Below are 20,836 nucleotides of genomic sequence, written 5' to 3'. Positions count from 1 at the left end.
CCGCCTCGGTCAGGCCGCGGCCACCCGCGGCGGCTCGCGGTGGCGCAGCCAGGCAAGTCGCAGCGCCAGCCCCAGCACCACGAAGAAATAGAACGACTGCGTCATCACCCGGTAGAACACCGCGTCGGTGAGCGCGCAGAGCATGTACAAGGCGATCACGCCGACGCCGACGGCGGCCGGCAGCGCTACTTCGTCGTCCGCATCCAGCACGCGCCGGCTGAAGTAGCGCAGCGGCACCAGGAACACCGCCAGCAGCACCAGCAGACCTGGCACGCCGCCGGTGGCGGCCGCTTCCAGATACTCGTTGTGCGGCTGGTTGTAGCGTTCGATCGCGGCATGGCTGCGGCCGGCGGCGACCTCCTCGCGCGTATACGCGTCGAATTGGCCCACGCCGATGCCCACCAGCGGGTGTTCGCCGAAGGCGCGCGCCGCGGTGCGCCACATCTCCAGCCGCTCGATCACGGCGCCGCGGGTGGCCTGGCTATGGTCGAAGCGGGTGACCTCCGGCGCGATGGCCTGGAACCGCTCCACCATTTCGCCGCGCATGCCGAAGGTGACGGTCCCGGCCACCACAGACACGGCACCGACCAGCAGCAGGCTGGAGCGCCAGTGTCCGCAGCGCCGCGCGTGCAGCAGCACCAGCAGCAGGAACACCGGCGCAAATGCCAGCAGCGGGCCGCGGCTCTGGGTCAGCAGCGCGCCGTACATGGCGCAGCCCATCGCCACCAGATGCAGCCAGCGTTCCCGGCGCCCCGTGCCGCGCGCCAGGAATTGCACCAGCGCCATCGTCGACAGGCCCAGCAACACCGTGGCCAGTTCGATCGAGGCCGACGGGCCGCCATTGAGGCCGTGCGGACGGTCGATGCCGAGCGCGTAGGCCTGCACCACGGCGGCCGCGCCCAGCACGATGGCGCCGAGGCTGAAACCGGCCCACACCACGCGCATCCGCAACGGCAGGCTGAAGCACGCCGCCACCACCAGGAACAGCAGAATGTGCGCCGGGCGATCCAGCGGTCGCCAGCCCAGGTCGTGCAGCAGCACGTTGAAGATCACGAATCCGATCATCGCCAGCGCCACCGCCACCGGCGGCCACGCCGCGCGATAGCTGCGCCGGATCGAGGCGGTGCTCGCCACCAGCGCCAGTCCAAGCAGGAACAGCAGCGCCGGCGGCAGCGCCTTGATCCCCCAGTCGATCGAGAACGACAGCGGCATCAGGGCCAGCAGGATCGACACTGTCCACGCCGGCCCGGGGCGCGCGAACACCTGCGCGAGGCGGGTATCGGTCATGCGCGCGTCACACTCGCGAAGACCGCCGCGAGACAGGCTGGGCGGCGTGGAGAGGAAGTGGTGCGGTTCATTCGTCGTCGTCGCCTGCGGTACGCGGGATGCACCCGGGTATTACCGCGTCGTGCCTGAACATCCACCACTCGCGGCGGTTGGCGTGGCCGACATGGATCGCCCGCGCGCGATCCACGCAAGCGCCCATCGCCTCGTCCAGGCTGAAGATCCAGCGTTGCGCGGGATCGCCCTCGAGCCAGGCGATCGCCTCGGCGTACTGCCGCGGCCACGGTTTGCGGAAGCCGAACTCGGTCACCGGGCCCTGCGCCATCAGCAGGTTCTGCTCCTTCCACGCGAGCAGGCCGATCGTGGCCTGCGGGCCGGCGATGGCGCGCGCCTCGACCATCACGTCGCGCGCCGAGCGGTCGCCGTTGAGTAGCGGATAGCCCCACACCCCATACACGCTCCACAGCACGCCGGCGAACAGCAGCCATCCCAGCGGCGCGCGGCGCACCCGCGTCAGCGCGGCGATGGCGAGGCCGGCCACGCCGATGGCCAGCAGCATCCACCAGATCCGCGGGTCCAGGCTCTGTTCTATCTTCAGCGCCCAGGCCGGGTGGCGATGGATCGCCAGCGCCGAGGCGGCGGCCAGCGTGCCGGCCAGCAGCACGGTCAGCGCGAACACCGCGATGCGCACGCCGCGCCGGCGCAACAGGCCGGGCAGCAGCGGCGCCAGCGCCAGCGCCACCATCGGCAGCGCCGGCAGGATGTAGACGTCGCGCTTGCCGGGGCTGAGCGAGAAAAACAGCAGCACCAGCACGGCCCAGCCCAGCGGCAGCAGGAAACGCGCATCGCGTCGTTTCAGCCGGCGCCACCACGCCGGCAGCGCCCACGGCAGCAGCAGCGACAGCGGCAGCCAGTCGACCACTATGATGCCGAGGAAGTAGAACGGCGAATGGATATGGCCGGTGGGCGTGGCGTAGCGGTGCACGGTCTGCCCGAACAGGATGTTCTGCACGTACTCGGCGTGCTGCGGGTCGCCGTCGGCATGGGCGATCAGCAGCATCGGCAGCAGCCAGCCGAGGATCGCCACGAAGAACAGCGCCAGCCCGCCGGCCCAGCGCCAGCCGCCGGTGGGCAGGGCGAGGTGCCGCCAGTGGCCGCGGCGCGCGACCATGTACGGCACCAGCATCAGCAGGGCCAGCACGCCCACGCCCTTGGTCGCCACGCCCACGCCGGCGAAGAAACAGCCCACGGCGAACCAGCGCCAGCACGGCCCCAGCAGCAGATGGCGCAGCAGGCCGTAGTTGGCCAGCGTCATCCAGCCCAGCAGCAGCGGGTCGATCTGCGCGTTGCGCATCTGGTAGGTGAAGTGGATCGTGACCAGCAGCGTGGCCGCGGCCAGCAGCGCGCTGCGGTGACCCCACAGCCGCCGAGCCAGGTCGTAGACCAGTGCCAGCGCGCCCAGCGCGGCGAGCAGCGAGGGCAGCAGGAAGGCGATGCGCCAATGGCCGGTGAGGTAGTAACTGAGCGCCTGCAGCCACATGAACACCGGCGGCTTGTCCGGGTACAGCTCGTGGCCGCGGTGCGGGAACAGCCACTGGCCGTGCTCGACCATCCATTGCGCGACCAGCGCGAAGCGCGGTTCGTCCGAAGGCCACGGATCGCGCAACCCCAGCCCGGCACCGAGCACCAGCAAGGCGAACGCGCCGAACACGACCAGCTCCCAACGGGCATCGCGCAACCACAACGGACGGGCGCGGGACAAGGGCACCGGGGGATTCACGATGAAGGGAGTTCCGCTGCGGGGACAGGGAGGGCAAGCATAAACGGCCGGCGCGATCCCGCACAGCCCCGCCCTGTGGCGGCGCGGCCGCGAGGTGCTCAGCCGCGCTTGTGCACCACCGCGTAATACATGCCGTCGAGATCGCCGTCGCCGGGCAGGATCTGCCAGCCCACCGCGGCGGCCTGGCCGATCGGCAGGCTGAGCGGCACGGCCTGGGCATCCGCTTGCTGCGCCAGCCACGTGCCGACCACGGCCTCGTTCTCCGCGCGCAGCACCGAGCAGGTGATGTAGACCAGCCGCCCGCCCGGCGCCAGCAATGGCCACAGCGCGGCGAGGATGCGCCGTTGCTGCGCGCCCATCGCGGCGATATCGCTCTCGCGCCGGTGCAGGCGCACGTCCGGTCGCCGGCGCAGCACGCCGGTTGCCGAGCATGGGGCATCGACCAGGATGCGGTCGAACAGCTGGCCCTTCCACCAGCGCGCGGGCACGCCGGCGTCGCCGACCACGATCTTCGCGTCCAACCGCAGCCGCATCAGGTTCTGCCGGATGCGTTCGGCGCGCGCGGGTTCGAACTCCAGCGCGGTGAGGTCGATCTCGGCGCGCTCCAGCAGATGGCAGGCCTTGCCGCCGGGCGCGGCGCACGCATCCAGCACGCGCAGGCCGTCGCGCAGCTCGGCGAGGTCGGCGGCGACCTGGGCGGCACCGTCCTGCACCGCGAAGTGGCCGGCGTCGAAGCCGGGCAGCCGGGTGACGTCGGTGCTGTGCGGCAGCACCAGCGCGTTGGCCAGCCACGGGTGGGCGCTGGCCGCGTGACCGGCAGCCTGCAGTTGGCCGATCAGCGTGTCGCGCTGGCAGCGCCGGCGATTGACCCGCAGCATCAGTGGCGGCTCGCCGTTGTCGGCCGCCATCACCGCGGCGGCCTGTTGCGGCCAGTCGCGTTCGAGCGCCGCGGCCAGCCAGGCGGGGTGGGCGTGGCGGGTGGCGGGGTTGGCGTCGAGCGCGGCCAGCCGCGCGGTCCGTTCGCGCTGCCAGCGGCGCAGCACGGCATTGACCAGGCCGGCGAGCTGCGGGCGCTTCAGCGCACGCACCGCCTCCACGGTGGCCGCCACGGCGGCGTAATCCTGCAGTTCGAGGATTTCCAGTTGCACCAGCCCCAGCACCAGCAGCGCATGCACCGCCGGGTCTTTGGGGCGCAGGGATTTCTCCAGCAGGCCGTCGATGGCCGGGTCGAAGCGCAGCCACCAGCGCGCGCCTTCGCTGAGCAGGGCCATCAGCAGCGCGCGGTCGCGCGGATCGGCCAACCTCGGCGCGTTGCGCTCCATCACTTCGCGCAGCGAGGCGCCGCGCAGGGCGATCTCGGCCAGACCCCTGGCGGCGAGGGCGCGGGTATCGGTTTTCACGGGCGCGGGCGCAGGTCGGGGCGGGCGTTGAGGTAGTCCGTCGCGCCGATGCGCTTGCCGCCGGCGCGCTGCACCGCGGTGATGCGCAGGGCGCCGCTGCCGCAGGCGACGTCGATGCCTTCGCGCCCGGCCGCCAGCACGCTGGCCGGGGCGGCATGGTGGTCCACTTCGATGGCGCGCGCGGCCCAGATCCGCAGCGATTCGCCGGCGATCTCCGCCTCGGCTACCGGCCACGGGTCGAATGCGCGCACCTGGCGTTCCAGCTCGATGGCCGGGCGGCGGAAGTCGAGCTTCGCCTCGGCCTTGTCCAGCTTGTGCGCGTAGGTCACGCCGTCGGTCGGCTGCGGCGTGGCGACCAGCGTCTCGCCCGCCAGGGTACGGCGCAGGCCCTCGGCCAGCAGCTCGGCGCCCAGCGCGGCGAGGCGGTCGTGCAGCGAGCCGCCGGTGTCGTCGCGGCGGATCGGGGTGCGCCGCCGCAACAGCACCGGACCGGTATCGAGGCCGGCCTCCATCTGCATCAGGTCGACCCCGCTCTCGGCGTCGCCGGCGAGGATTGCGCGCTGGATCGGCGCGGCACCGCGCCAGCGCGGCAGCACGCTTGCGTGCACGTTCCAGCAACCCAGGCGGGGGATCGAGAGCACTTTGCGCGGCAGGATCAGGCCATAGGCGACCACCACCAAAAGGTCGGGGCGGTAATCGGCGAGCCGCTGCTGCACCTCGGCGGATTTCAGCGACTCGGGCTGTTCCACGGTCACCCCGGCGGCCAGTGCGGCCTGCTTGACCGGGCTGGGCGCCAGCTTGCGGCCGCGGCCGGCCGGGCGGTCGGGCTGGGTATAGACGGCCACCAGCTCCGCGCCGCTGTTGCGGCACGCCTCGAAGCAGGGCACGGAGAATTCGGGGGTGCCGGCAAAGGCCAGCCGCAGGCCGGCGCTACTCAAGCACCCGCCGCCTGCTTGCGCTGCTTGTCGAGCCGCTTCAGCAGCAGGCTGCGCTTGAGCGGCGACAGGTAATCGACGAAGACCTTGCCGTCGAGATGGTCCATCTCGTGCTGGATGCACACCGCCAGCGGGCCTTCGGCTTCCACCACGATCTCCTTGCCGTCCACGTCCTGCGCCTTGACCTTCACCTTCAGCGCGCGGGTGACGTCGGCGTACAAGCCGGGAAACGACAGGCAGCCCTCCTGGTAGACCTGCGAGCCATCCTTTTCCAGCAGCTGGGCATTGATCAGCGCCAGCGGCTGGTTGCGCCCCTCGCTCATGTCGGCCACCAGCACCCGCTGGTGCACGTTGACCTGGGTGGCGGCCAGGCCGACACCGTTGGCCGCGTACATGGTTTCGAACATGTCGGCCACGAACTGCTTCAGCTTCGCGTCGAACGCGGTGACCGGCGCGGCGCGGGTGCGCAGGCGCGGGTCGGGGAACTCCAGGATGGAAAGTACGGACATGGCATCACCTCGGCGTCGAAAGTGCGGGCGACTTGGTAAAAATCCCACCCCGACGCGATCTAGAATGTGCATCATTGTACGTCGGCAAGCACGCGAGCGCAGACGATTTTCGCCAACCCGCGCCGGTTGCGCGGGTTAACCATTCGGTTACACTCGACCGAGCATCTGGGGAAGGGGGATTCCCGCCAATGATCAGAAAGACAATCGTGTTGCTGGCCGGCATGCTGGTCACCCTGACCGTCTATGCCGCGGGCGCGCAATTGCGTGCCAATCACCCCGACAGCTACACCGTTCGCCGTGGCGACACGTTGTGGGACATCTCCGCCAAATTCCTGGCCAAGCCGTGGTTGTGGCCGGAGATCTGGCAGGCCAACCCGCAGGTGCGCAATCCCCACCTGATCTATCCCGGCGACGTGCTCAACCTGTCCTTCATCAACGGCCCGAGCCTGCGGCTGGAGCCCGGCGTGCATCGCGAAGGCGAGGCGGTGCCGGCGATTCCGCTCAGCCAGCTGAAGATGTTCCTGAAAGACATGCGGGTGATGGATTCCAACGCGGTCAGCTCCGCGCCCTACGTGGTCGGCCTGGAAGAGAACCGCCTGCGCGGCGCCGTCGGCCAGAACCTTTACGTGCGCGGCTTGCAGGGCGAGCCGGGCCAGCGCTGGGCGATCGTGCGGCCCAGCCACGTGTTCCGCGGCTTCGACCAGAACGATCCGGCCGATGCCGACCTGGTGGCGCACGGCCTGGACAGCAACGCGGCAATGGTCAATGCGCCGTGGCGCGAGGATTCGCGCAACGACGGCCACTATGGCAAGGGCGACGACCTCGGCGTCGAGGTGACGGTGATCGGCACCGCCGAGACCCTGCGCACCGGTGATCCGGCCACCCTGCTGCTGCTCGACTCCACCCGCGAGATCCGCAGCGGCGACCGCATCATGCCGATCGACGAGCATCCGTACGACGCGTACTACTACCCGCATGCGCCGAAGTCGCTGCCGGCCGACGCCAAGGTGATCGGTTTCGCCGACGCCCTGCGCGCGGCGGGTTCGCGCCAGGTGGTGCTGCTCTCGGTGGGTGCCCGCGACGGCGTCGACAACGGCACCACGTTCTCGATCTTCGAGCCCGGCGAGACCATCCACGACGATGTGGCCAGCAACAGCTGGAACCGCGGCGTAGGCGAAAAGGTCAAGCTGCCGGACGAGTACGTCGGCCACGTCATGGTGTTCCGCACCTTCGACCGGGTCAGCTACGGCCTGGTGATGGACAGCCTGCGCCCGGTACACGCCGGCGGCCGGCTGACCATGCCCGAATAGCGGCCATCGCAACGGCATCCTCCTACACGACGGCGCGGCCACCACCGCGCCGTCTTCGTCTGCGGTCGCTGCGTACACTCCCGGGCATGCATGATCCGCACCCTGATGACGACCACCGCGCCTGGCTGACCGCGCTGCGCACGCCCGGGCTCGGTCCCGGCGGCCTGCGCCAGTGGCTGGATCGCGGCGACGGCGACATCCATGCCGCGCTGGCGCAGTTGCGCCGTGACGGTGCCGGGCTCGATTCCGCCGCGCTGGCCTGGCTGGAGCACCCGGACGAGGCGCGCCTGGCGCAGGACCTGGCCTGGCTGGCCGAGCCCGGCCACCGGCTGCTGCGGTGCACGGATGCGGATTTCCCGCCGCAACTGGAGCACATCCCGCAGCCGCCGGCGGTGCTGTTCGTGGCGGGCGATGCGAGCCTGCTGCTGCATCCGCAGGTGGCCATCGTCGGCGCGCGCGCAGCCAGCGCCAGCGGCATGGCGCACGCGCGGGCGTTTGCCCGTACGCTGGCCGAGGCGGGTTTCACGATCACCAGCGGCATGGCCGACGGCATCGACGGCGCGGCACACGCCGCCGCACTGGATGCCGGCGCGAAGACGCTGGCGGTGATCGGTACCGGGCCCGATCGGGTGTATCCGCGCAAACACCACGCGTTGGCCCGGCGCCTGGTCGAACACGGCGCGCTGGTCAGCGAATTTCCGCCCGGCACGGCGGCGCGGGCCGACCATTTCCCCCGCCGCAACCGGATCATCTCCGGGCTGGCGCTGGGGGTGCTGGTGGTCGAGGCGGGGCTGCGTTCGGGTTCGCTGATCACCGCGCGACTGGCCGCCGAGCAGGGCCGCGAGGTGTTCGCGCTGCCAGGATCGATCCACAATCCGCTGGCCAGCGGCTGCCACCGGCTGATCCGCGATGGCGCGCGACTGGTGGAATGCGCGGCGGAAATCGTCGAATTGCTGGCCCCCGCGGCGCGTTCACTGGGCCTCGAACTGGCCGCTCGGCTGGGTGGCGAGGAGGTCGGAACCGTCACGACGGCGACCGCGGCGGACGCCGATTATCGACGATTGTTGTCCGCACTTGGCCACGAACCGGCGACAATGGATGAACTTGTGCAGCGCACCGAGCTGTCGGCCGCGGCACTGTCCTCGATGCTGCTGATGCTGGAACTGGACGGGCGCATCGAACGCCGGTCGGGCAACGCCTACCAGGTCATGCCCACGTCCCTGCGGGCTTGACAGCCGAAGCCATGGCGTGGTTTCAACTATATATATGTCCGGCACGGAAGCGCCGGTGGTTCACTTTTGGATATCCCGCTTCATGGCAAAAAACCTGCTCATCGTCGAATCACCGGCCAAGGCCAAGACGATCAACAAATACCTCGGCAAGGACTTCCAGGTCCTCGCATCCTACGGTCACGTGCGCGACCTGAAGCCGAAGGAGGGCGCGGTCGACACCGAGCACGGTTTCGCGATGGCCTACGAGGTGATCGAGCGCAACCAGAAACACGTCGACGCGATCGCCAAGGCGGCCCGGGAGGCTGACGACATCTATCTGGCGACCGACTTGGATCGCGAAGGCGAGGCGATCAGTTGGCACATCAGCGAGATCCTGAAGGAGCGCGGCCTGACCAAGGGCAAGCAGCTGCACCGGGTGGTGTTCTCCGAGATCACGCCGAAGGCGATCAAGGCCGCGGTGGCCGCGCCGCGCCAGCTCTCGCACGACCTGGTCGACGCGCAGCAGGCGCGCCGCGCGCTGGACTACCTGGTCGGCTTCAACCTGTCGCCGGTGCTGTGGCGCAAGGTGCAGCGCGGGCTTTCCGCCGGCCGCGTGCAGTCGCCGGCGCTGCGCATGATCGTCGAGCGCGAGGAAGAGATCGAGGCGTTCAAGGCGCGCGAGTACTGGACCGTGGAAGCGCAGCTCAAGCACGTCGAAGGCGACTTCAGTGCGCGGCTGTCGCGTCTCAACGGCAAGAAGTTCGAGCAGTTCGACCTCACCAACGAAGCCGATGCCCAAGCCGCGCGTGCGGCGCTGAAGCAGGCCGCACGCGGCCAGCTCACGGTCAGCGACGTCACCTCGAAGGAGCGCAAGCGCCGCCCGGCCGCGCCGTTCACCACCTCCACCCTGCAGCAGGAGGCCGCGCGCAAGCTCGGCTTCACCACCAGCCGCACGATGAAGGTGGCGCAGGGCCTGTACGAAGGCGTGGCGCTGGGCGACGAGGGCAACGTCGGCCTGATCACCTACATGCGTACCGACTCGACCATGCTCGGCGACGACGCGATGGCCGAGCTGCGCCAGCTGATTGCCCGCGACTTCGGCGCGAAGGCGCTGCCGGACGCGGCGCAGGTATACAAGACCAAGTCGAAGAATGCGCAGGAAGCGCATGAGGCGATCCGCCCCACCTCGGCGATGCACACGCCGAAATCGGTGGCCGCCTTCCTCAACGACGACCAGCGCAAGCTGTACGAGCTGATCTGGAAGCGCACCGTCGCCTGCCAGATGATCCATGCCACGTTGAACACCGTCACGGTGGAGTTCGCGTTGCCGGACGCCCCCGGTGGCGACGCCTCGTTCCGCGCCAGCGGCACCACCGTGGTCGATCCCGGCTTCCTGGCCGTATACGAGGAAGGCCGCGACCAGAAGACCGCCGAGGACGACGATGAAGGCCGCCGCCTGCCGCGGCTGGCGAAAGGCGAGGCGGTGCCGCTGCATGAGATCGTCGCCGACCAGCACTTCACCGAGCCGCCGCCGCGCTACTCCGAGGCAAGCCTGGTCAAGGCGCTGGAAGAACATGGCATCGGCCGCCCGTCGACCTACGCCAGCATCATCCAGGTACTGCAGAACCGCGAATACGTGTTCCTCGACAGCCGCCGCTTCAAGCCCAGCGACGTGGGTCGCGCGGTGAGCAAATTCCTCACCCAGCACTTCACCCAATACGTCGATTACGACTTCACCGCCAAGCTGGAGGACGAGCTCGACGCGGTCAGTCGCGGCGAGGAAGCCTGGGTGCCATTGATGCAGCGCTTCTGGCTGCCGTTCAAGCAGCAGGTGGACGAGAAGGCCGAGTCGGTCGACCGCAGCGAGGCCACCGGTGCGCGCGAACTGGGCAGCGATCCGAAGACCGGCAAGCCGGTGTTCGTGCGGCTGGGCCGCTTCGGGCCGTATGCCGCGATCGGCGACAAGGACAGCGACGAGAAACTGCAGTTCGCCTCGCTGCGCCCGGGCCAGAGCATGCACACGATCAGCCTGGCCGAGGCGCTGGAGCTCTTCAAGCTGCCGCGCCAGCTCGGCCAGGCGGACAACGGCGACGAGGTCAGCGTCGGCATCGGCCGTTTCGGCCCGTTCGTGAAGCAGGGCAGCACCTACGCTTCGCTCAAGCCCGAGGATGATCCGTACACGATCGAACTGCCGCGTGCGCTGCAACTGGTGGCCGACAAGCTGGAGATGCTGGCCAACCGGATGATTCTCGATTTCGGCAACGGCGTGCAGGTGCTCAACGGCCGCTACGGCGCCTACATCACCGATGGCGAGAAGAACGCACGCATCCCGAAGGAGCAGGAACCGAAGCTGCTGACCGAGGCACAGTGCCTCGAACTGCTTGCCGCCGCGCCGGTGAAGAAGGGCCGCTTCGGCAAGAAGACGGCGACCAGGAAAGCCGCCGCGAAGAAGGCCGCGCCGGCGAAGAAGGCCGCAGTGAAGAAGGCCGCGACGAAGAAGGCGCCGGCGAAAAAGACGGCCGCGAAAAAAGCCGCGGCGAAGAAAACCGCCACGAAGAAGACCGCGGCGAAGAAGTCTCTTGCCGGCAAGGCCGGCGCCTGATGCTGCAGCGTTTCACGCTCGACGAAGTCGATGCCGCTGCTGCACTGCTGCATGGCGGCGGCGTGCTCGCCTATCCGACCGAGGCGGTGTTCGGCCTCGGCTGCGATCCGTTCGACCGCGGCGCGTTCGAGCGGGTGTTCGCGCTGAAGCAGCGCCCGTCGACGCAGGGCGTGCTGCTGATCGCGGCGGACTTCAGCCAGGTCGAACCCTGCATCGACTTCGCGGCGGTGCCCGATGCGGTGCTGCGGCAGGTGCGCGCCAGCTGGCCGGGGCCGTACACGTGGATTTTCCCGCGCTCGGCATGGGTGCCCGACTGGGTGGCCGGCGCGCATGCCGGCGTCGCGCTGCGGGTCAGCGCGCACGAACCGACGGCGTTACTGTGCCGTGCCTTCGGCGGCGCGCTGGTGTCGACCAGCGCCAACCCGCACGGGCAGCCGCCGGCCCGCGCCGCGCAGACCGTGGCCGAGTATTTTGGCGATGCCCTGGACGGCCTGCTGGATGCCCCGCTGGGTGACCAATCCAGCCCCACGGTGATTCGCGACGCCCTTTCGGGCGCTATCATCCGCGCCTGAACGTGCGGGGGGAGCGCACGTCGGGGCATTCACGCCACCGTCCGCGTGGCGGCGCGATGCTGCCGCACGCCATTTGAGCATCCACGGAGACAGCCGTTTGGTTACCGTCCACGACCCGCGCCAGCGCGAGCTTCCACCGCTGCTGCCCTTGCTGGCGGCTGCGGACCCGGCGCGCGTGGTGGCCTGGCGGGAGGGCGAGGCGATCAGCGCCGGACACTTCCTCGCCGAGGTCCGCGCGGTGGCGGCGTCGCTGCCGCACGCACCGGCGGTGGTGAACCTGTGCGAGGACCGCTACGCCTTCCTGGTCGCGTTCTGCGCGGTGGCGTTGCGCGGCCAGGCCAACCTGCTGCCGTCCTCGCGTGCGCCGCAGGCGGTGGACGAGGTGATGAAGGCTCACCCCGGGTGCCACGCGCTGGGCGATCAGCGGCTCGACCCGGCGCCGCCCGGTTATCAGCAACTGCCGTCGTTCGACGCGCCGCGACCGGCGTACGTCGAGGCGCCCTGGCCGACCTTGCCGGCCGACCGGGTGGTGGCGATCGGCTACACCTCCGGCTCCACCGGCACGCCGATGCCGAACCCGAAGACCTGGGGCAGTTTCCACGCCAGCAACGCGGGCAACCTGGCGCGGCTGCACGCCATTGTCGGCGAGCGCTTCGAGCTGGTCGCCACGGTGCAGCCGCAGCACATGTACGGCATGGAGATGTCGGTGCTGTTGCCGCTGCTGGGCAATGTCGGCGTGCACACCGGCCGCCCGTTCTTTCCCGCCGACGTGGCCGCCGCGTTGGCCGCGGTGCCGGCACCGCGGGTGCTGGTGACCACGCCGGTGCATCTGCGCGCGCTGATCGATTCGGGCATCGAGCTGCCGGCGGTCGCGGCGATGGTATCGGCCACCGCGCCGTTGCCGGTCGGGCTGGCGCGCGCCGCCGAGCAGCGCTTCGCCGCGCCGCTGCTGGAAGTGTTCGGCTCCACCGAAACCTGCGTGTTCGCCAGCCGCCGCCCCACCGTGGACGAAGACTGGCTGCTGTACGACGACGTGACCTTGCACCCGCAACCCGATGGCACCGCGGTCGAGGCGCCGCAGCTCGGCGCGCCGGTCAGCCTGGCCGACCTGGTCAGCCTGTCGCGCGACGGCCGCCGTTTCCGCCTGTGCGGACGGCATGCCGACATGCTGGAGATCGCCGGCAAGCGCGCCTCGCTGGCCGACCTCACCCGCCGCCTGCTGGCGATTCCCGGCGTGCGCGACGGCGTGGTGTTCCAGCACGGTGACGGCGACGCGCTCGGCGTGCACCGCATCGCCGCGCTGGTGGTGGCGCCGGAGCTGGACGAGCACGCCATCCTCGACGCGCTGCGTCGCGCGATCGATCCGCTGTTCCTGCCACGCCCGCTGAAGCGGGTGGCCGCCTTGCCGCGCAACGAAACCGGCAAGCTGCCGCGCGCGGCACTGCTGGCGCTGCTGCAACCGCCAGGCTGACGCCCGGGCGGCGGATCGCTGCCGCTACAATGGGCGACTGCGCCGGGTGGCGAGCGGGAGTGCGGCAATGAAGGTTCTGGTCATCGGCAGCGGCGGACGCGAGCACGCGCTGGCGTGGAAGCTCGGGCAGTCCGTGCAGGTCGACGAGGTGATCGTGGCCCCCGGCAACGCCGGTACCGCGCGCGAACCGGGCGTGCGCAACGCCGAGGTCGCGATGAACGACCTCGATGGCCTGCTGCAGTTGGCGAAACGCGAGAAGGTCGGGCTGACCGTGGTCGGCCCCGAGGTGCCGCTGGTGGCCGGCGTGGTCGACAAGTTCCGCGCCGCCGGCCTGCGCATCTTCGGGCCGCGCGCGATCGCCGCGCAGCTGGAAGGTTCCAAGGCGTTCGCGAAGGATTTCCTGCAGCGGCACAACATCCCCACCGCGCACTACGCGGTGTTCACCGAACTCAATCCCGCGCTGGCCTACGTACGCCGGCAGGGCGCGCCGATCGTGATCAAGGCCGACGGCCTCGCTGCCGGCAAGGGCGTGGTGGTGGCGCTGACCCTGGCCGATGCGGAACTGGCGCTGCACGACATGCTCGGCGCGCACGCGTTCGGCGACGCCTCGGCGCGGGTGGTGATCGAGGAATTCCTCGACGGCGAGGAGGCCAGCTACATCGTGATGAGCGACGGCAGCCACGCGTTGCCGATGGCCTCCAGCCAGGACCACAAGCGCCGCGACGAGGGCGACCTCGGTCCGAACACCGGCGGCATGGGCGCGTACTCGCCGGCGCCGGTGGTCACGCCGGAGGTCGAGCAGCGCATCCTGAAGGAAGTGATCGAGCCGACCCTGCGCGGCATGGCGGCCGAGGGCGCGCCGTTCATCGGCTTCCTCTACGCCGGCCTGATGATCGACAAGTCCGGCGCGCCGAAGGTGATCGAGTTCAACGTGCGCTTCGGCGACCCGGAAACCCAACCGATCTTGTTGCGGCTGAAGTCCGATCTGGTCGAGCTGATCGACGCCGCGCTGGACGGCCATCTGGCGCAGACCCGCGCGCGCTGGGACAGCCGCCCCTCCATTGGCGTGGTGATGGCCGCCGCCGGTTACCCCGGACGCGTGCGCACGGGCGATTCGATCGCGGGCCTGGACGACATCGACGATGGCGACGTGAAGGTGTTCCACGGCGGCACCGCCCGCGACGCGCAGGGTCGCGTGGTGACGTCGGGCGGGCGCGTGCTCTGCGTGTGTGCGCTGGGCAGCGATCTTGCCGCGGCGCGCGAGCGCGCCTATGCGGCGGTCGGCAGGCTGCGCTGGGAGGGTGCGTTTCACCGCCGCGACATCGCCCATCGCGCCTTGCATCGACGCTGAAAGCGCTGCAGCGCCGGCATGCAGCGTACGCGCGCGCACGGCGGGCGGGCGGGGATTGACTTTTCCGCGCCCGCTTTTTTGCGATATGCTTGCAGGCTCCCCCGCGTAGAGTCGTGGCGCCACCAGGCCCGCGCGACCACGTGTCGATTTCACGCATAAAGAGGTTTCTGGCATGCGCAAGACGGTTTTGTCGCTGGTATCGGTTGCTGCGCTGGCCCTCGCCGGCTGCCAAGGTTCGTCGTCGGATCAGGCCGCAAACGGCGGTCCCGCCAACGCCGAAAGTGCGGCCAAGGTATCGATCCCCAGCGAAGTCAGCGGCACGATCTCCCTGCGCGCAGGTACGCCGCAGCCTTCGGACAAGGCAACGCTGGTGCTTAACCTGGTCGATGTCTCCTCCACCGCGGTCGGCTCCGCGCCGCTGGCCACCAAGACCTCGCCGGCCGGCAGCTTTCCGCAGCCGTTCAAGCTCACCTTCAACCCCGCCGACGTCAAGCCGAACGACCTGTACGTGGTGCAGGCGATCCTGACCGACGGCGAGCGCCAGTACGTGATGCCGATCCAGGCGCCGGTGCTGGCCAAGGGCAGCCAGAACGACGCGGTGTCGATCCAGCTGGTCGCCGAGCAGACCCCCGGGGAAAAATTGCTGGCCGCATTCGACGACGTGCAGAAGCAGCTCGGTGCGATGAAGGTCAACCACGGCACCAAGCTGGAGAAGGACGCCTCGCGCGGCTGGCAGCTGTTCCGCCAGGACGGCCAGATCCAGTTCATCCGCGAGCTGGTCGAGTACACCAAGGACGGCTTCACCAGCACCGACTATGCCTACAAGGACGGCAAGCCGTGGGCGATCGTGCAGCAGCACATGGCCAGCCGCGACGGCAAGCCCTCCTCGATCGACCGTGCCGGCTGGAGCGATGACGGCACGCTGGTGCTGAAGCAGCACCAGGTCGGCAGCGACGTGCAGCCGCTGGACCCGGCCGAGGCGGCGAAGCTCAAGCAGGAGGCGATGACCATCCTCGGCCTCGCCACCAACGGCAAGAACAAGTAAGTCGCTGCAGAGTCTCCCGCGTCGAGCGGGAAGCTCGCAAAGAAAAAGCCGCCCGCATCAGCGGGCGGCTTTTTTCATGGACGTGACCCGGGCCGGCCGAGTCGCGGCCTGGCCGGATCAGAGGTCGATCCGCACGCCCATGTTGACGCTGTTGTACTTCTGGCTGTTGTCGCCGAAGCGGCCGCTGTAGCCGATCCAGCTTTGCACGCTGGGGGTCAGCCGGGCGGACAGCCCCAGCGTGGCGGCGCCCCAGCTCTGGTCGGGGCTGAAGCCGGTCAGCGCGAAGCTGCCGTTCATGCTGTTGAGGCCGGCGCGGACCTCACGTGCATCGGCCTTGCTGTCGTGGTTCCAGCCCAGTTCGGCATACGGCGACATCACCAGGTTGTTGACCTGCCACTGGCCGCGCAGGCGCCAGCCCAGGGTGGATATCAGCGAGTCGCGCTGCTGGCGGCCGAACCACATCGCGCTGCTGTCGTTGCCGCTCTCGCTGTAGCCGCTGATCTTCACGGTCTCCCAGTCGACGGTGGCGAACGGGCCGGTCTGCAAGTCGTTGCCCAGCTCGAACCACCAGCCGCCGGTGACGCCGCCGCCAAGGTGCGAGCCGTCGGTCTTGCCGGTCTCGGTGCGCTGCATCGCGCCGATGTTCATGCGGCGCTCGATGTCCTTGAAGTTGGACTGGCCGAAGTTGACGTAGCCGCCCACGTAGCCGCCACCGTTGTGGTAGCCGACGTAGCCCAGGCCGCTGACGTCCTGCAGCTTGTAGCCGCCGCCGCCGGAGAAGTCGGCGTTGTGCTGGCCGACGCCGAGCGCCACGCCGGCAGTGACGTGCTCGCCGGCGAAATAGTTCGCGCCCAGGGTGAAGTTGAGGTTGTCGCTGTTGGTGCGCGGCGAGTTGTTGCTGGCGTCGAAGCGTTGCCGGGCGTAGTCGATGTTGACGAAGGTGCGCACGTCGCCGTCCTTGCCGGTGGTCAGCATCTGGTCGCGCATCACGCGGTTCTGCACGGCGCTGGCCGCCAGCGGCGCTTCGCCGAGCAGCGAGATCTGCTCCGGCGCGTGGATCACCGACAGCACGTACTGGCCCAGCATGGCGTGGGCGGCGGTGGTCGGGTGCACGCCGTCGGCGAACAGGTAGGTCTGGTCGGCGCCGGCCGCGTAGCTGTACGGCAGGCCCGAGCCCTGCGGGCCGCACTGCACCGAACTGGAACCGGCGCCGCAGGCCGGCGCGGTGACGTTGCTGAAACCGTAGGCGCCCGGGTTGGCGATCACTTCGTTGAGCAGCGCGTAGGTGTTCGCCGGGATGATGTTCAGGCCGTTGTTGCTGAGTTGCGCCAGGCCGCTGTTGAGCACGCCGTTGTAGAGCACGGCGAGCTGGCTGGCGCCGGCCTGTGCGGTGGCGCCGCCGAGCGCGGCCTGCGGGGTCTTGCCGAGATCGGGCAGGTTGTAGACCAGCACGTATTTCGCGCCGGCCGCCTGCAGGCCGGCGAGCACGCCAAGCTCGGTCTGCGCCGCATTGACCGCGCCGGCGGAGATCGCGTTCGGATCGCTCAGCGTACCGCTCAGGTAGAAGATGTCGTTGGCGCCGCCCCAGACCTGGTACAGCGCACGCGAGTCGGCCTTGCCGCCGTTCGCGCCGAGGTACATCTGCAGCTGCTGGGTGATGGTCGGTACCGCGGCGACGTTGTTGACGAAGCCCGCGCCGCCCCAGGCGTAGTCGGTGCCGCCGGCCGCCGACGGCGCCAGCGTGAAGCCCAGGCCCGTCGCCACGTTCTCCGCCGCGGTGGTGCCCGGGTTGGTGGTGAAGCGCAGCGGCGGCTGGATCGTCGGTGCGCTGGCCAGCGAGATGTTGCCGTTGTCGCTCAGGCTGTCGCCGAAGACGATGACGTTGCTGAAATCGGCGGCTGCGGCGGCCGTGCTGAACAGCATGGCGGTTGCGATGGCGCCGGCCAGATGGCGGGTGCGAAGCATGGAAGTACTCCTCGGCCGGGATGGCCTTGTTCGTTGCGGGTTACGGTACGGTATTCCATACGGAACCGCATGCTGCAGCGCATCGCCGCCGCAGGCGGATGGTGGTCGGCGCTTCAGCGCTTGCCGGCGCGCGCGAACGCGTCGGCGAAAGCGTTGCTGGCGGGCGCGGCCGCGGGCTTGGGTGCGCCGCCCCCCGGACGCGGGCCGCGGCCGTCGCGCGAGCCGCCACGGGCATCGCTGCCGGCGCCCGGACGGCTGCCGCGCGCCTGCCCCGGTTCGTCGTCCAGGCGCATGCTGAGGCCGATGCGCTGGCGCGGAAGGTCCACCTCCATCACCTTGACCTTGACGATGTCGCCGGCCTTCACCGCGTCGCGCGGGTCCTTCACGAAGCTGTGCGACAGCGCCGAGACATGCACCAGGCCGTCCTGGTGCACGCCGATGTCGACGAAGGCACCGAATGCGGCGACGTTGGTGACGCGGCCTTCCAGGATCATGCCGGGCTTCAGATCCTTCACGTCCTCGACGCCTTCGGCAAAGCGCGGCGCCACGAACTCCGGGCGCGGGTCGCGGCCGGGCTTTTCCAGCTCTTTCAGGATGTCGCGCACGGTCGGCACGCCGAACTTTTCATCGGTGAATTGCTCGGGCTTGAGCCCGCGCAGGAAGCCGGCGTCGCCGATGATGTTGCGCACCTCGCGGCCGCACTGGGCGATGATCCGCTCGACCACCGGGTAGGCTTCCGGATGCACCGCGCTGGCGTCCAGCGGGTTGTCGCCGTCGGGCACGCGCAGGAAACCGGCGCACTGCTCGAAGGCCTTGTCGCCGAGCCGCGGCACCTTCAGCAGCGCCTTGCGGTTCGGGAACGGGCCGTTCGCATCGCGGTGCTTCACCACATTCTCGGCCACCGAAGCGGACAGCCCGGCCACGCGCGCGAGCAGCGCGGCCGAGGCGGTGTTCACGTCCACGCCGACGGCGTTGACGCAGTCCTCCACCTTGGCGTCCAGCGCGCGCGCCAGCTTGATCTGGTTCACGTCGTGCTGGTACTGGCCCACGCCGATCGCCTTCGGCTCGATCTTCACCAGTTCGGCCAGCGGGTCCTGCAGCCGTCGCGCGATCGAGACGGCGCCGCGCAGGCTCACGTCCAGTCCGGGGAACTCCTTCGCGGCGAGTTCGGAGGCCGAATACACCGAGGCGCCGGCCTCGCTCACCACGATCTTCGACAGCTTCGCGTCGGCCAGCTTCCTGATCAGCTCGCCGGCCAGCTTGTCGGTCTCGCGCGAGCCGGTGCCGTTGCCGATCGCGATCAGGTCGACGTTGTGCTGCTTGCACAGCTTCGCCAGCGAAACCAGCGATTCGTTCCACTGCCGCCGCGGCTCCAGCGGGTAGATCGTGTCGGTGGCCAGCAGCTTGCCGGTGGCGTCGACCACCGCCACCTTGCAGCCGGTGCGGATGCCGGGATCGAGCCCCATCACGGTCTTCGCGCCGGCCGGTGCGGCCAGCATCAGGTCCTTCAGGTTGTCGCCGAACACGCGGATCGCCTCGTCCTCGGCGCCTTCGCGCACGCGGCCGAACAGGTCCAGCGTGAGGTGCAGGTGCAGCTTCACGCGCCAGGTCAGGCGCACGGTCTCGCGCAGCCAGGCGTCGGCGGCACGGCTGCGGTCGTGGATGTTCGCGTGCGCCGCGACGCGGCCCTCGCCCTCGGCGTGGCCCTGTTCGCTGTCGGCGGCGGGCGCCAGTTCCAGTTCGATCACGCCCTCGTTGCGCGCGCGCATCAGCGCCAGCAGGCGGTGCGAGGGGATCTTGCCGATCGGCTCGACGTGGTCGAAGTAGTCGCGGAACTTGGCGCCTTCGTTCTCCTTGCCCGCGACCACCTTGGCGCGAATCTGCCCTTGCGACCACAGCCAGTCGCGCAGCTCGCCGACCAGGTGCGCGTCCTCGGCGATCGCTTCCATCAGGATGGCGCGCGCGCCGTCGAGTGCGGCGCGCACGTCGGCCACGCCCTTGTCCGCATCGACGAACGCTTCGGCGAAGGCTTCCGGCGATCGCGTGGGATCCTCGCGCAGGCCAGCTGCCAGCGGTTCCAGCCCGGCCTCGCGGGCGATCTGCGCCTTGGTGCGGCGCTTGGGCTTGTACGGCAGGTACAGATCCTCCAGCCGCGCCTTGGTGTCGGCGGCGAGGATGTCCGCCTTCAAGGCGTCGTCGAGCTTGCCCTGTTCCTCGACGCTGGCGAGGATCGCCGCGCGGCGTTCTTCCAGTTCCCGCAGGTAGCGCAGGCGTTCTTCCAGCAGGCGCAGCTGGGTGTCGTCGAGGCCGCCGGTGACTTCCTTGCGGTAGCGCGCGATGAACGGCACGGTGGCGCCGCCGTCGAGCAGGTCCACCGCCGCGCGCACCTGTTCGGTCTTCGCGGCGATGTCGTGGGCAATGCGTTGTTCGATGCTGGGCATGGGTGGAGCGTTCCTGGCGGCGGCGCGGTGCCGCCGAATGAAAAGGTCAAGCCGTTGATGATAACAAGCGCCCGGGAATCGTCGGCGCGCCAATGAAAACGGCGCCGCGGACGAACCGCGGCGCCGTGCGTGGAGCAAGGCCGATCAGGCGCTGAAGGAGTTGCTCTTGCCGGTTGCAGTGGCATCCGGCTTGAACTCGCTGGCGCGGCCGTTGAGCACCAGAGTGCTGCAGAGCATGTCGTGCAGAGCCTGCTTGCGGCGCGTCCAGCCGGCCATCATGAAGCCGATGAAGAGGATGATCGTGCTGAGGAACTTGGCCAGGTAGCGGCCCAGTGCCCGCCAGAAGCTGATCCGCCGGCCTTCGAGGTCGGTGACGCGGATGCCCAGTGCCAGCTTGCCCAGCGTGGCCTGCCACGGCGAGCTTTCGCACACGGCGAAATACAGCCAGGTCAGCACGGCGGTGAGCAGGATCGCCGTGCCCATCGTCGCGTAGTACTGGCCGTAGGCGGCGAGCATCACGTGCGGATCGCCGGGCGCCGCCATCATCGCCTGCTTCATCGTTTCCTGCGCGGCACCGTCGCCCATCGAGCGCATGATCACCAGGTTGTTGGGGATATACAGCACGATCGCGTCGAGGATGTAGGCCGCCAACCGCTTCCAGAAGCCGGCGTAATCCTCCAGCACCGCGGCGGTGGTCTGCGGCAGCGCCTGCAGCGGGGTGGCCGGTGCCGCGTAGGGGTTGTCGGCAGGCGGAGTGGCGGCCGGTACCGCGTCGCGGAACAGTACCGACAGCGGCTGCCAGTCGGCGAGGCCTTCGTACCAGGCGAGATCGTCGGGGCTGACCTTGCCGCTGCGCAACCACTCGCGCACGTCACTTTCCTTGTATGGCCCATGCCGTTCGCCGTCGCGGCCGATCCAGATTTCCATTGCGCACTCCCCGGGGCTGTGTGGAGTGCGCAT

General features: G+C 69.7%; 15 protein-coding genes. 7 read left to right on the top strand and 8 right to left on the bottom strand.

Annotated features, from left to right (window positions below):
- Positions 1-9: 9 nt before the first annotated feature.
- From ACVCMC_RS12650 to def, 5 genes are all read right to left on the bottom strand, one after another.
- Positions 10-1,287 (bottom strand): O-antigen ligase family protein, encoded by a 1,278-nt coding sequence (locus tag ACVCMC_RS12650; RefSeq protein WP_447097535.1) that lies wholly within the window; start codon positions 1,285-1,287, stop codon positions 10-12.
- Positions 1,288-1,354: 67 nt separating this feature from the next.
- A complete protein-coding gene (locus ACVCMC_RS12645) occupies positions 1,355-3,064 on the bottom strand; it encodes an ArnT family glycosyltransferase (RefSeq protein WP_447097534.1) in 1,710 nt (569 codons plus the stop codon).
- A gap of 98 nt (positions 3,065-3,162) precedes the next feature.
- Positions 3,163-4,464, bottom strand: coding sequence for a 16S rRNA (cytosine(967)-C(5))-methyltransferase RsmB (rsmB, locus tag ACVCMC_RS12640; protein ID WP_447097533.1), 1,302 nt, complete (start codon positions 4,462-4,464; stop codon positions 3,163-3,165).
- A complete protein-coding gene (gene fmt / locus ACVCMC_RS12635; RefSeq protein WP_447099498.1) occupies positions 4,461-5,387 on the bottom strand; it encodes a methionyl-tRNA formyltransferase in 927 nt (308 codons plus the stop codon). The genes rsmB and fmt overlap by 4 nt, the downstream gene beginning before the upstream one ends.
- 11 nt (positions 5,388-5,398) lie before the next feature.
- Complete coding sequence (gene def, locus ACVCMC_RS12630) at positions 5,399-5,908, bottom strand: peptide deformylase (protein ID WP_447097532.1); 510 nt, start codon at positions 5,906-5,908, stop codon at positions 5,399-5,401.
- 188 nt (positions 5,909-6,096) lie between these two features.
- Between def and ACVCMC_RS12625 the strand changes: the two genes are divergently transcribed.
- The 7 genes from ACVCMC_RS12625 to ACVCMC_RS12595 all read left to right on the top strand — a co-directional run bounded on the left by ACVCMC_RS12625 (position 6,097) and on the right by ACVCMC_RS12595 (position 15,470).
- Complete coding sequence (locus ACVCMC_RS12625; protein ID WP_447097531.1) at positions 6,097-7,218, top strand: LysM peptidoglycan-binding domain-containing protein; 1,122 nt, start codon at positions 6,097-6,099, stop codon at positions 7,216-7,218.
- Between the two features lie 86 nt (positions 7,219-7,304).
- On the top strand, positions 7,305-8,450 hold the full coding sequence (gene dprA / locus ACVCMC_RS12620; protein ID WP_447097530.1) for a DNA-processing protein DprA: 1,146 nt from the start codon (positions 7,305-7,307) through the stop codon (positions 8,448-8,450).
- 82 nt (positions 8,451-8,532) lie between these two features.
- Positions 8,533-11,031, top strand: a complete 2,499-nt coding sequence (locus ACVCMC_RS12615; RefSeq protein ID WP_447097529.1) for a DNA topoisomerase I — start codon at positions 8,533-8,535, stop codon at positions 11,029-11,031.
- Positions 11,031-11,603 (top strand): L-threonylcarbamoyladenylate synthase, encoded by a 573-nt coding sequence (locus ACVCMC_RS12610; protein ID WP_447097528.1) that lies wholly within the window; start codon positions 11,031-11,033, stop codon positions 11,601-11,603. The genes ACVCMC_RS12615 and ACVCMC_RS12610 overlap by 1 nt, the downstream gene beginning before the upstream one ends.
- A 97-nt stretch (positions 11,604-11,700) precedes the next feature.
- Positions 11,701-13,074: an AMP-binding protein gene (locus tag ACVCMC_RS12605; RefSeq protein ID WP_447097527.1), complete on the top strand. Its 1,374-nt coding sequence runs from the start codon at positions 11,701-11,703 to the stop codon at positions 13,072-13,074.
- Between the two features lie 67 nt (positions 13,075-13,141).
- A complete protein-coding gene (gene purD, locus ACVCMC_RS12600) occupies positions 13,142-14,425 on the top strand; it encodes a phosphoribosylamine--glycine ligase (protein WP_447097526.1) in 1,284 nt (427 codons plus the stop codon).
- Between the two features lie 172 nt (positions 14,426-14,597).
- A complete protein-coding gene (locus tag ACVCMC_RS12595; protein ID WP_447097525.1) occupies positions 14,598-15,470 on the top strand; it encodes a YbaY family lipoprotein in 873 nt (290 codons plus the stop codon).
- 117 nt (positions 15,471-15,587) lie between these two features.
- Here the strand turns inward: ACVCMC_RS12595 and ACVCMC_RS12590 are convergent, their stop codons facing one another.
- The 3 genes from ACVCMC_RS12590 to ACVCMC_RS12580 all read right to left on the bottom strand — a co-directional run bounded on the left by ACVCMC_RS12590 (position 15,588) and on the right by ACVCMC_RS12580 (position 20,803).
- Complete coding sequence (locus ACVCMC_RS12590; protein WP_447097524.1) at positions 15,588-17,435, bottom strand: autotransporter domain-containing protein; 1,848 nt, start codon at positions 17,433-17,435, stop codon at positions 15,588-15,590.
- Between the two features lie 113 nt (positions 17,436-17,548).
- Entirely contained in the window at positions 17,549-19,876 is a 2,328-nt protein-coding gene (locus ACVCMC_RS12585) for a Tex family protein (protein ID WP_447097523.1), read from the bottom strand.
- Between the two features lie 144 nt (positions 19,877-20,020).
- On the bottom strand, positions 20,021-20,803 hold the full coding sequence (locus ACVCMC_RS12580; protein WP_447097522.1) for an RDD family protein: 783 nt from the start codon (positions 20,801-20,803) through the stop codon (positions 20,021-20,023).
- Between the last annotated feature and the right edge of the window lie 33 nt (positions 20,804-20,836).

The organism is Rhodanobacter sp. UC4452_H20 (assembly GCF_052978205.1).
This window is presented reverse-complemented; position numbering and strand designations above follow the sequence as displayed.

Excerpts from the sequence above, each read along its gene's own strand:
- ACVCMC_RS12650 (WP_447097535.1), bottom strand. The coding sequence starts at position 1,287 with ATGACCGATACCCGCCTCGCGCAGGTGTTCGCGCGCCCCGGGCCGGCG.
- def (WP_447097532.1), bottom strand. The coding sequence starts at position 5,908 with ATGTCCGTACTTTCCATCCTGGAGTTCCCCGACCCGCGCCTGCGCACC.
- ACVCMC_RS12625 (WP_447097531.1), top strand. The coding sequence starts at position 6,097 with ATGATCAGAAAGACAATCGTGTTGCTGGCCGGCATGCTGGTCACCCTG.
- dprA (WP_447097530.1), top strand. The coding sequence starts at position 7,305 with ATGCATGATCCGCACCCTGATGACGACCACCGCGCCTGGCTGACCGCG.
- ACVCMC_RS12615 (WP_447097529.1), top strand. The coding sequence starts at position 8,533 with ATGGCAAAAAACCTGCTCATCGTCGAATCACCGGCCAAGGCCAAGACG.
- ACVCMC_RS12610 (WP_447097528.1), top strand. The coding sequence starts at position 11,031 with ATGCTGCAGCGTTTCACGCTCGACGAAGTCGATGCCGCTGCTGCACTG.
- purD (WP_447097526.1), top strand. The coding sequence starts at position 13,142 with ATGAAGGTTCTGGTCATCGGCAGCGGCGGACGCGAGCACGCGCTGGCG.
- ACVCMC_RS12595 (WP_447097525.1), top strand. The coding sequence starts at position 14,598 with ATGCGCAAGACGGTTTTGTCGCTGGTATCGGTTGCTGCGCTGGCCCTC.
- ACVCMC_RS12590 (WP_447097524.1), bottom strand. The coding sequence starts at position 17,435 with ATGCTTCGCACCCGCCATCTGGCCGGCGCCATCGCAACCGCCATGCTG.
- ACVCMC_RS12585 (WP_447097523.1), bottom strand. The coding sequence starts at position 19,876 with ATGCCCAGCATCGAACAACGCATTGCCCACGACATCGCCGCGAAGACC.
- ACVCMC_RS12580 (WP_447097522.1), bottom strand. The coding sequence starts at position 20,803 with ATGGAAATCTGGATCGGCCGCGACGGCGAACGGCATGGGCCATACAAG.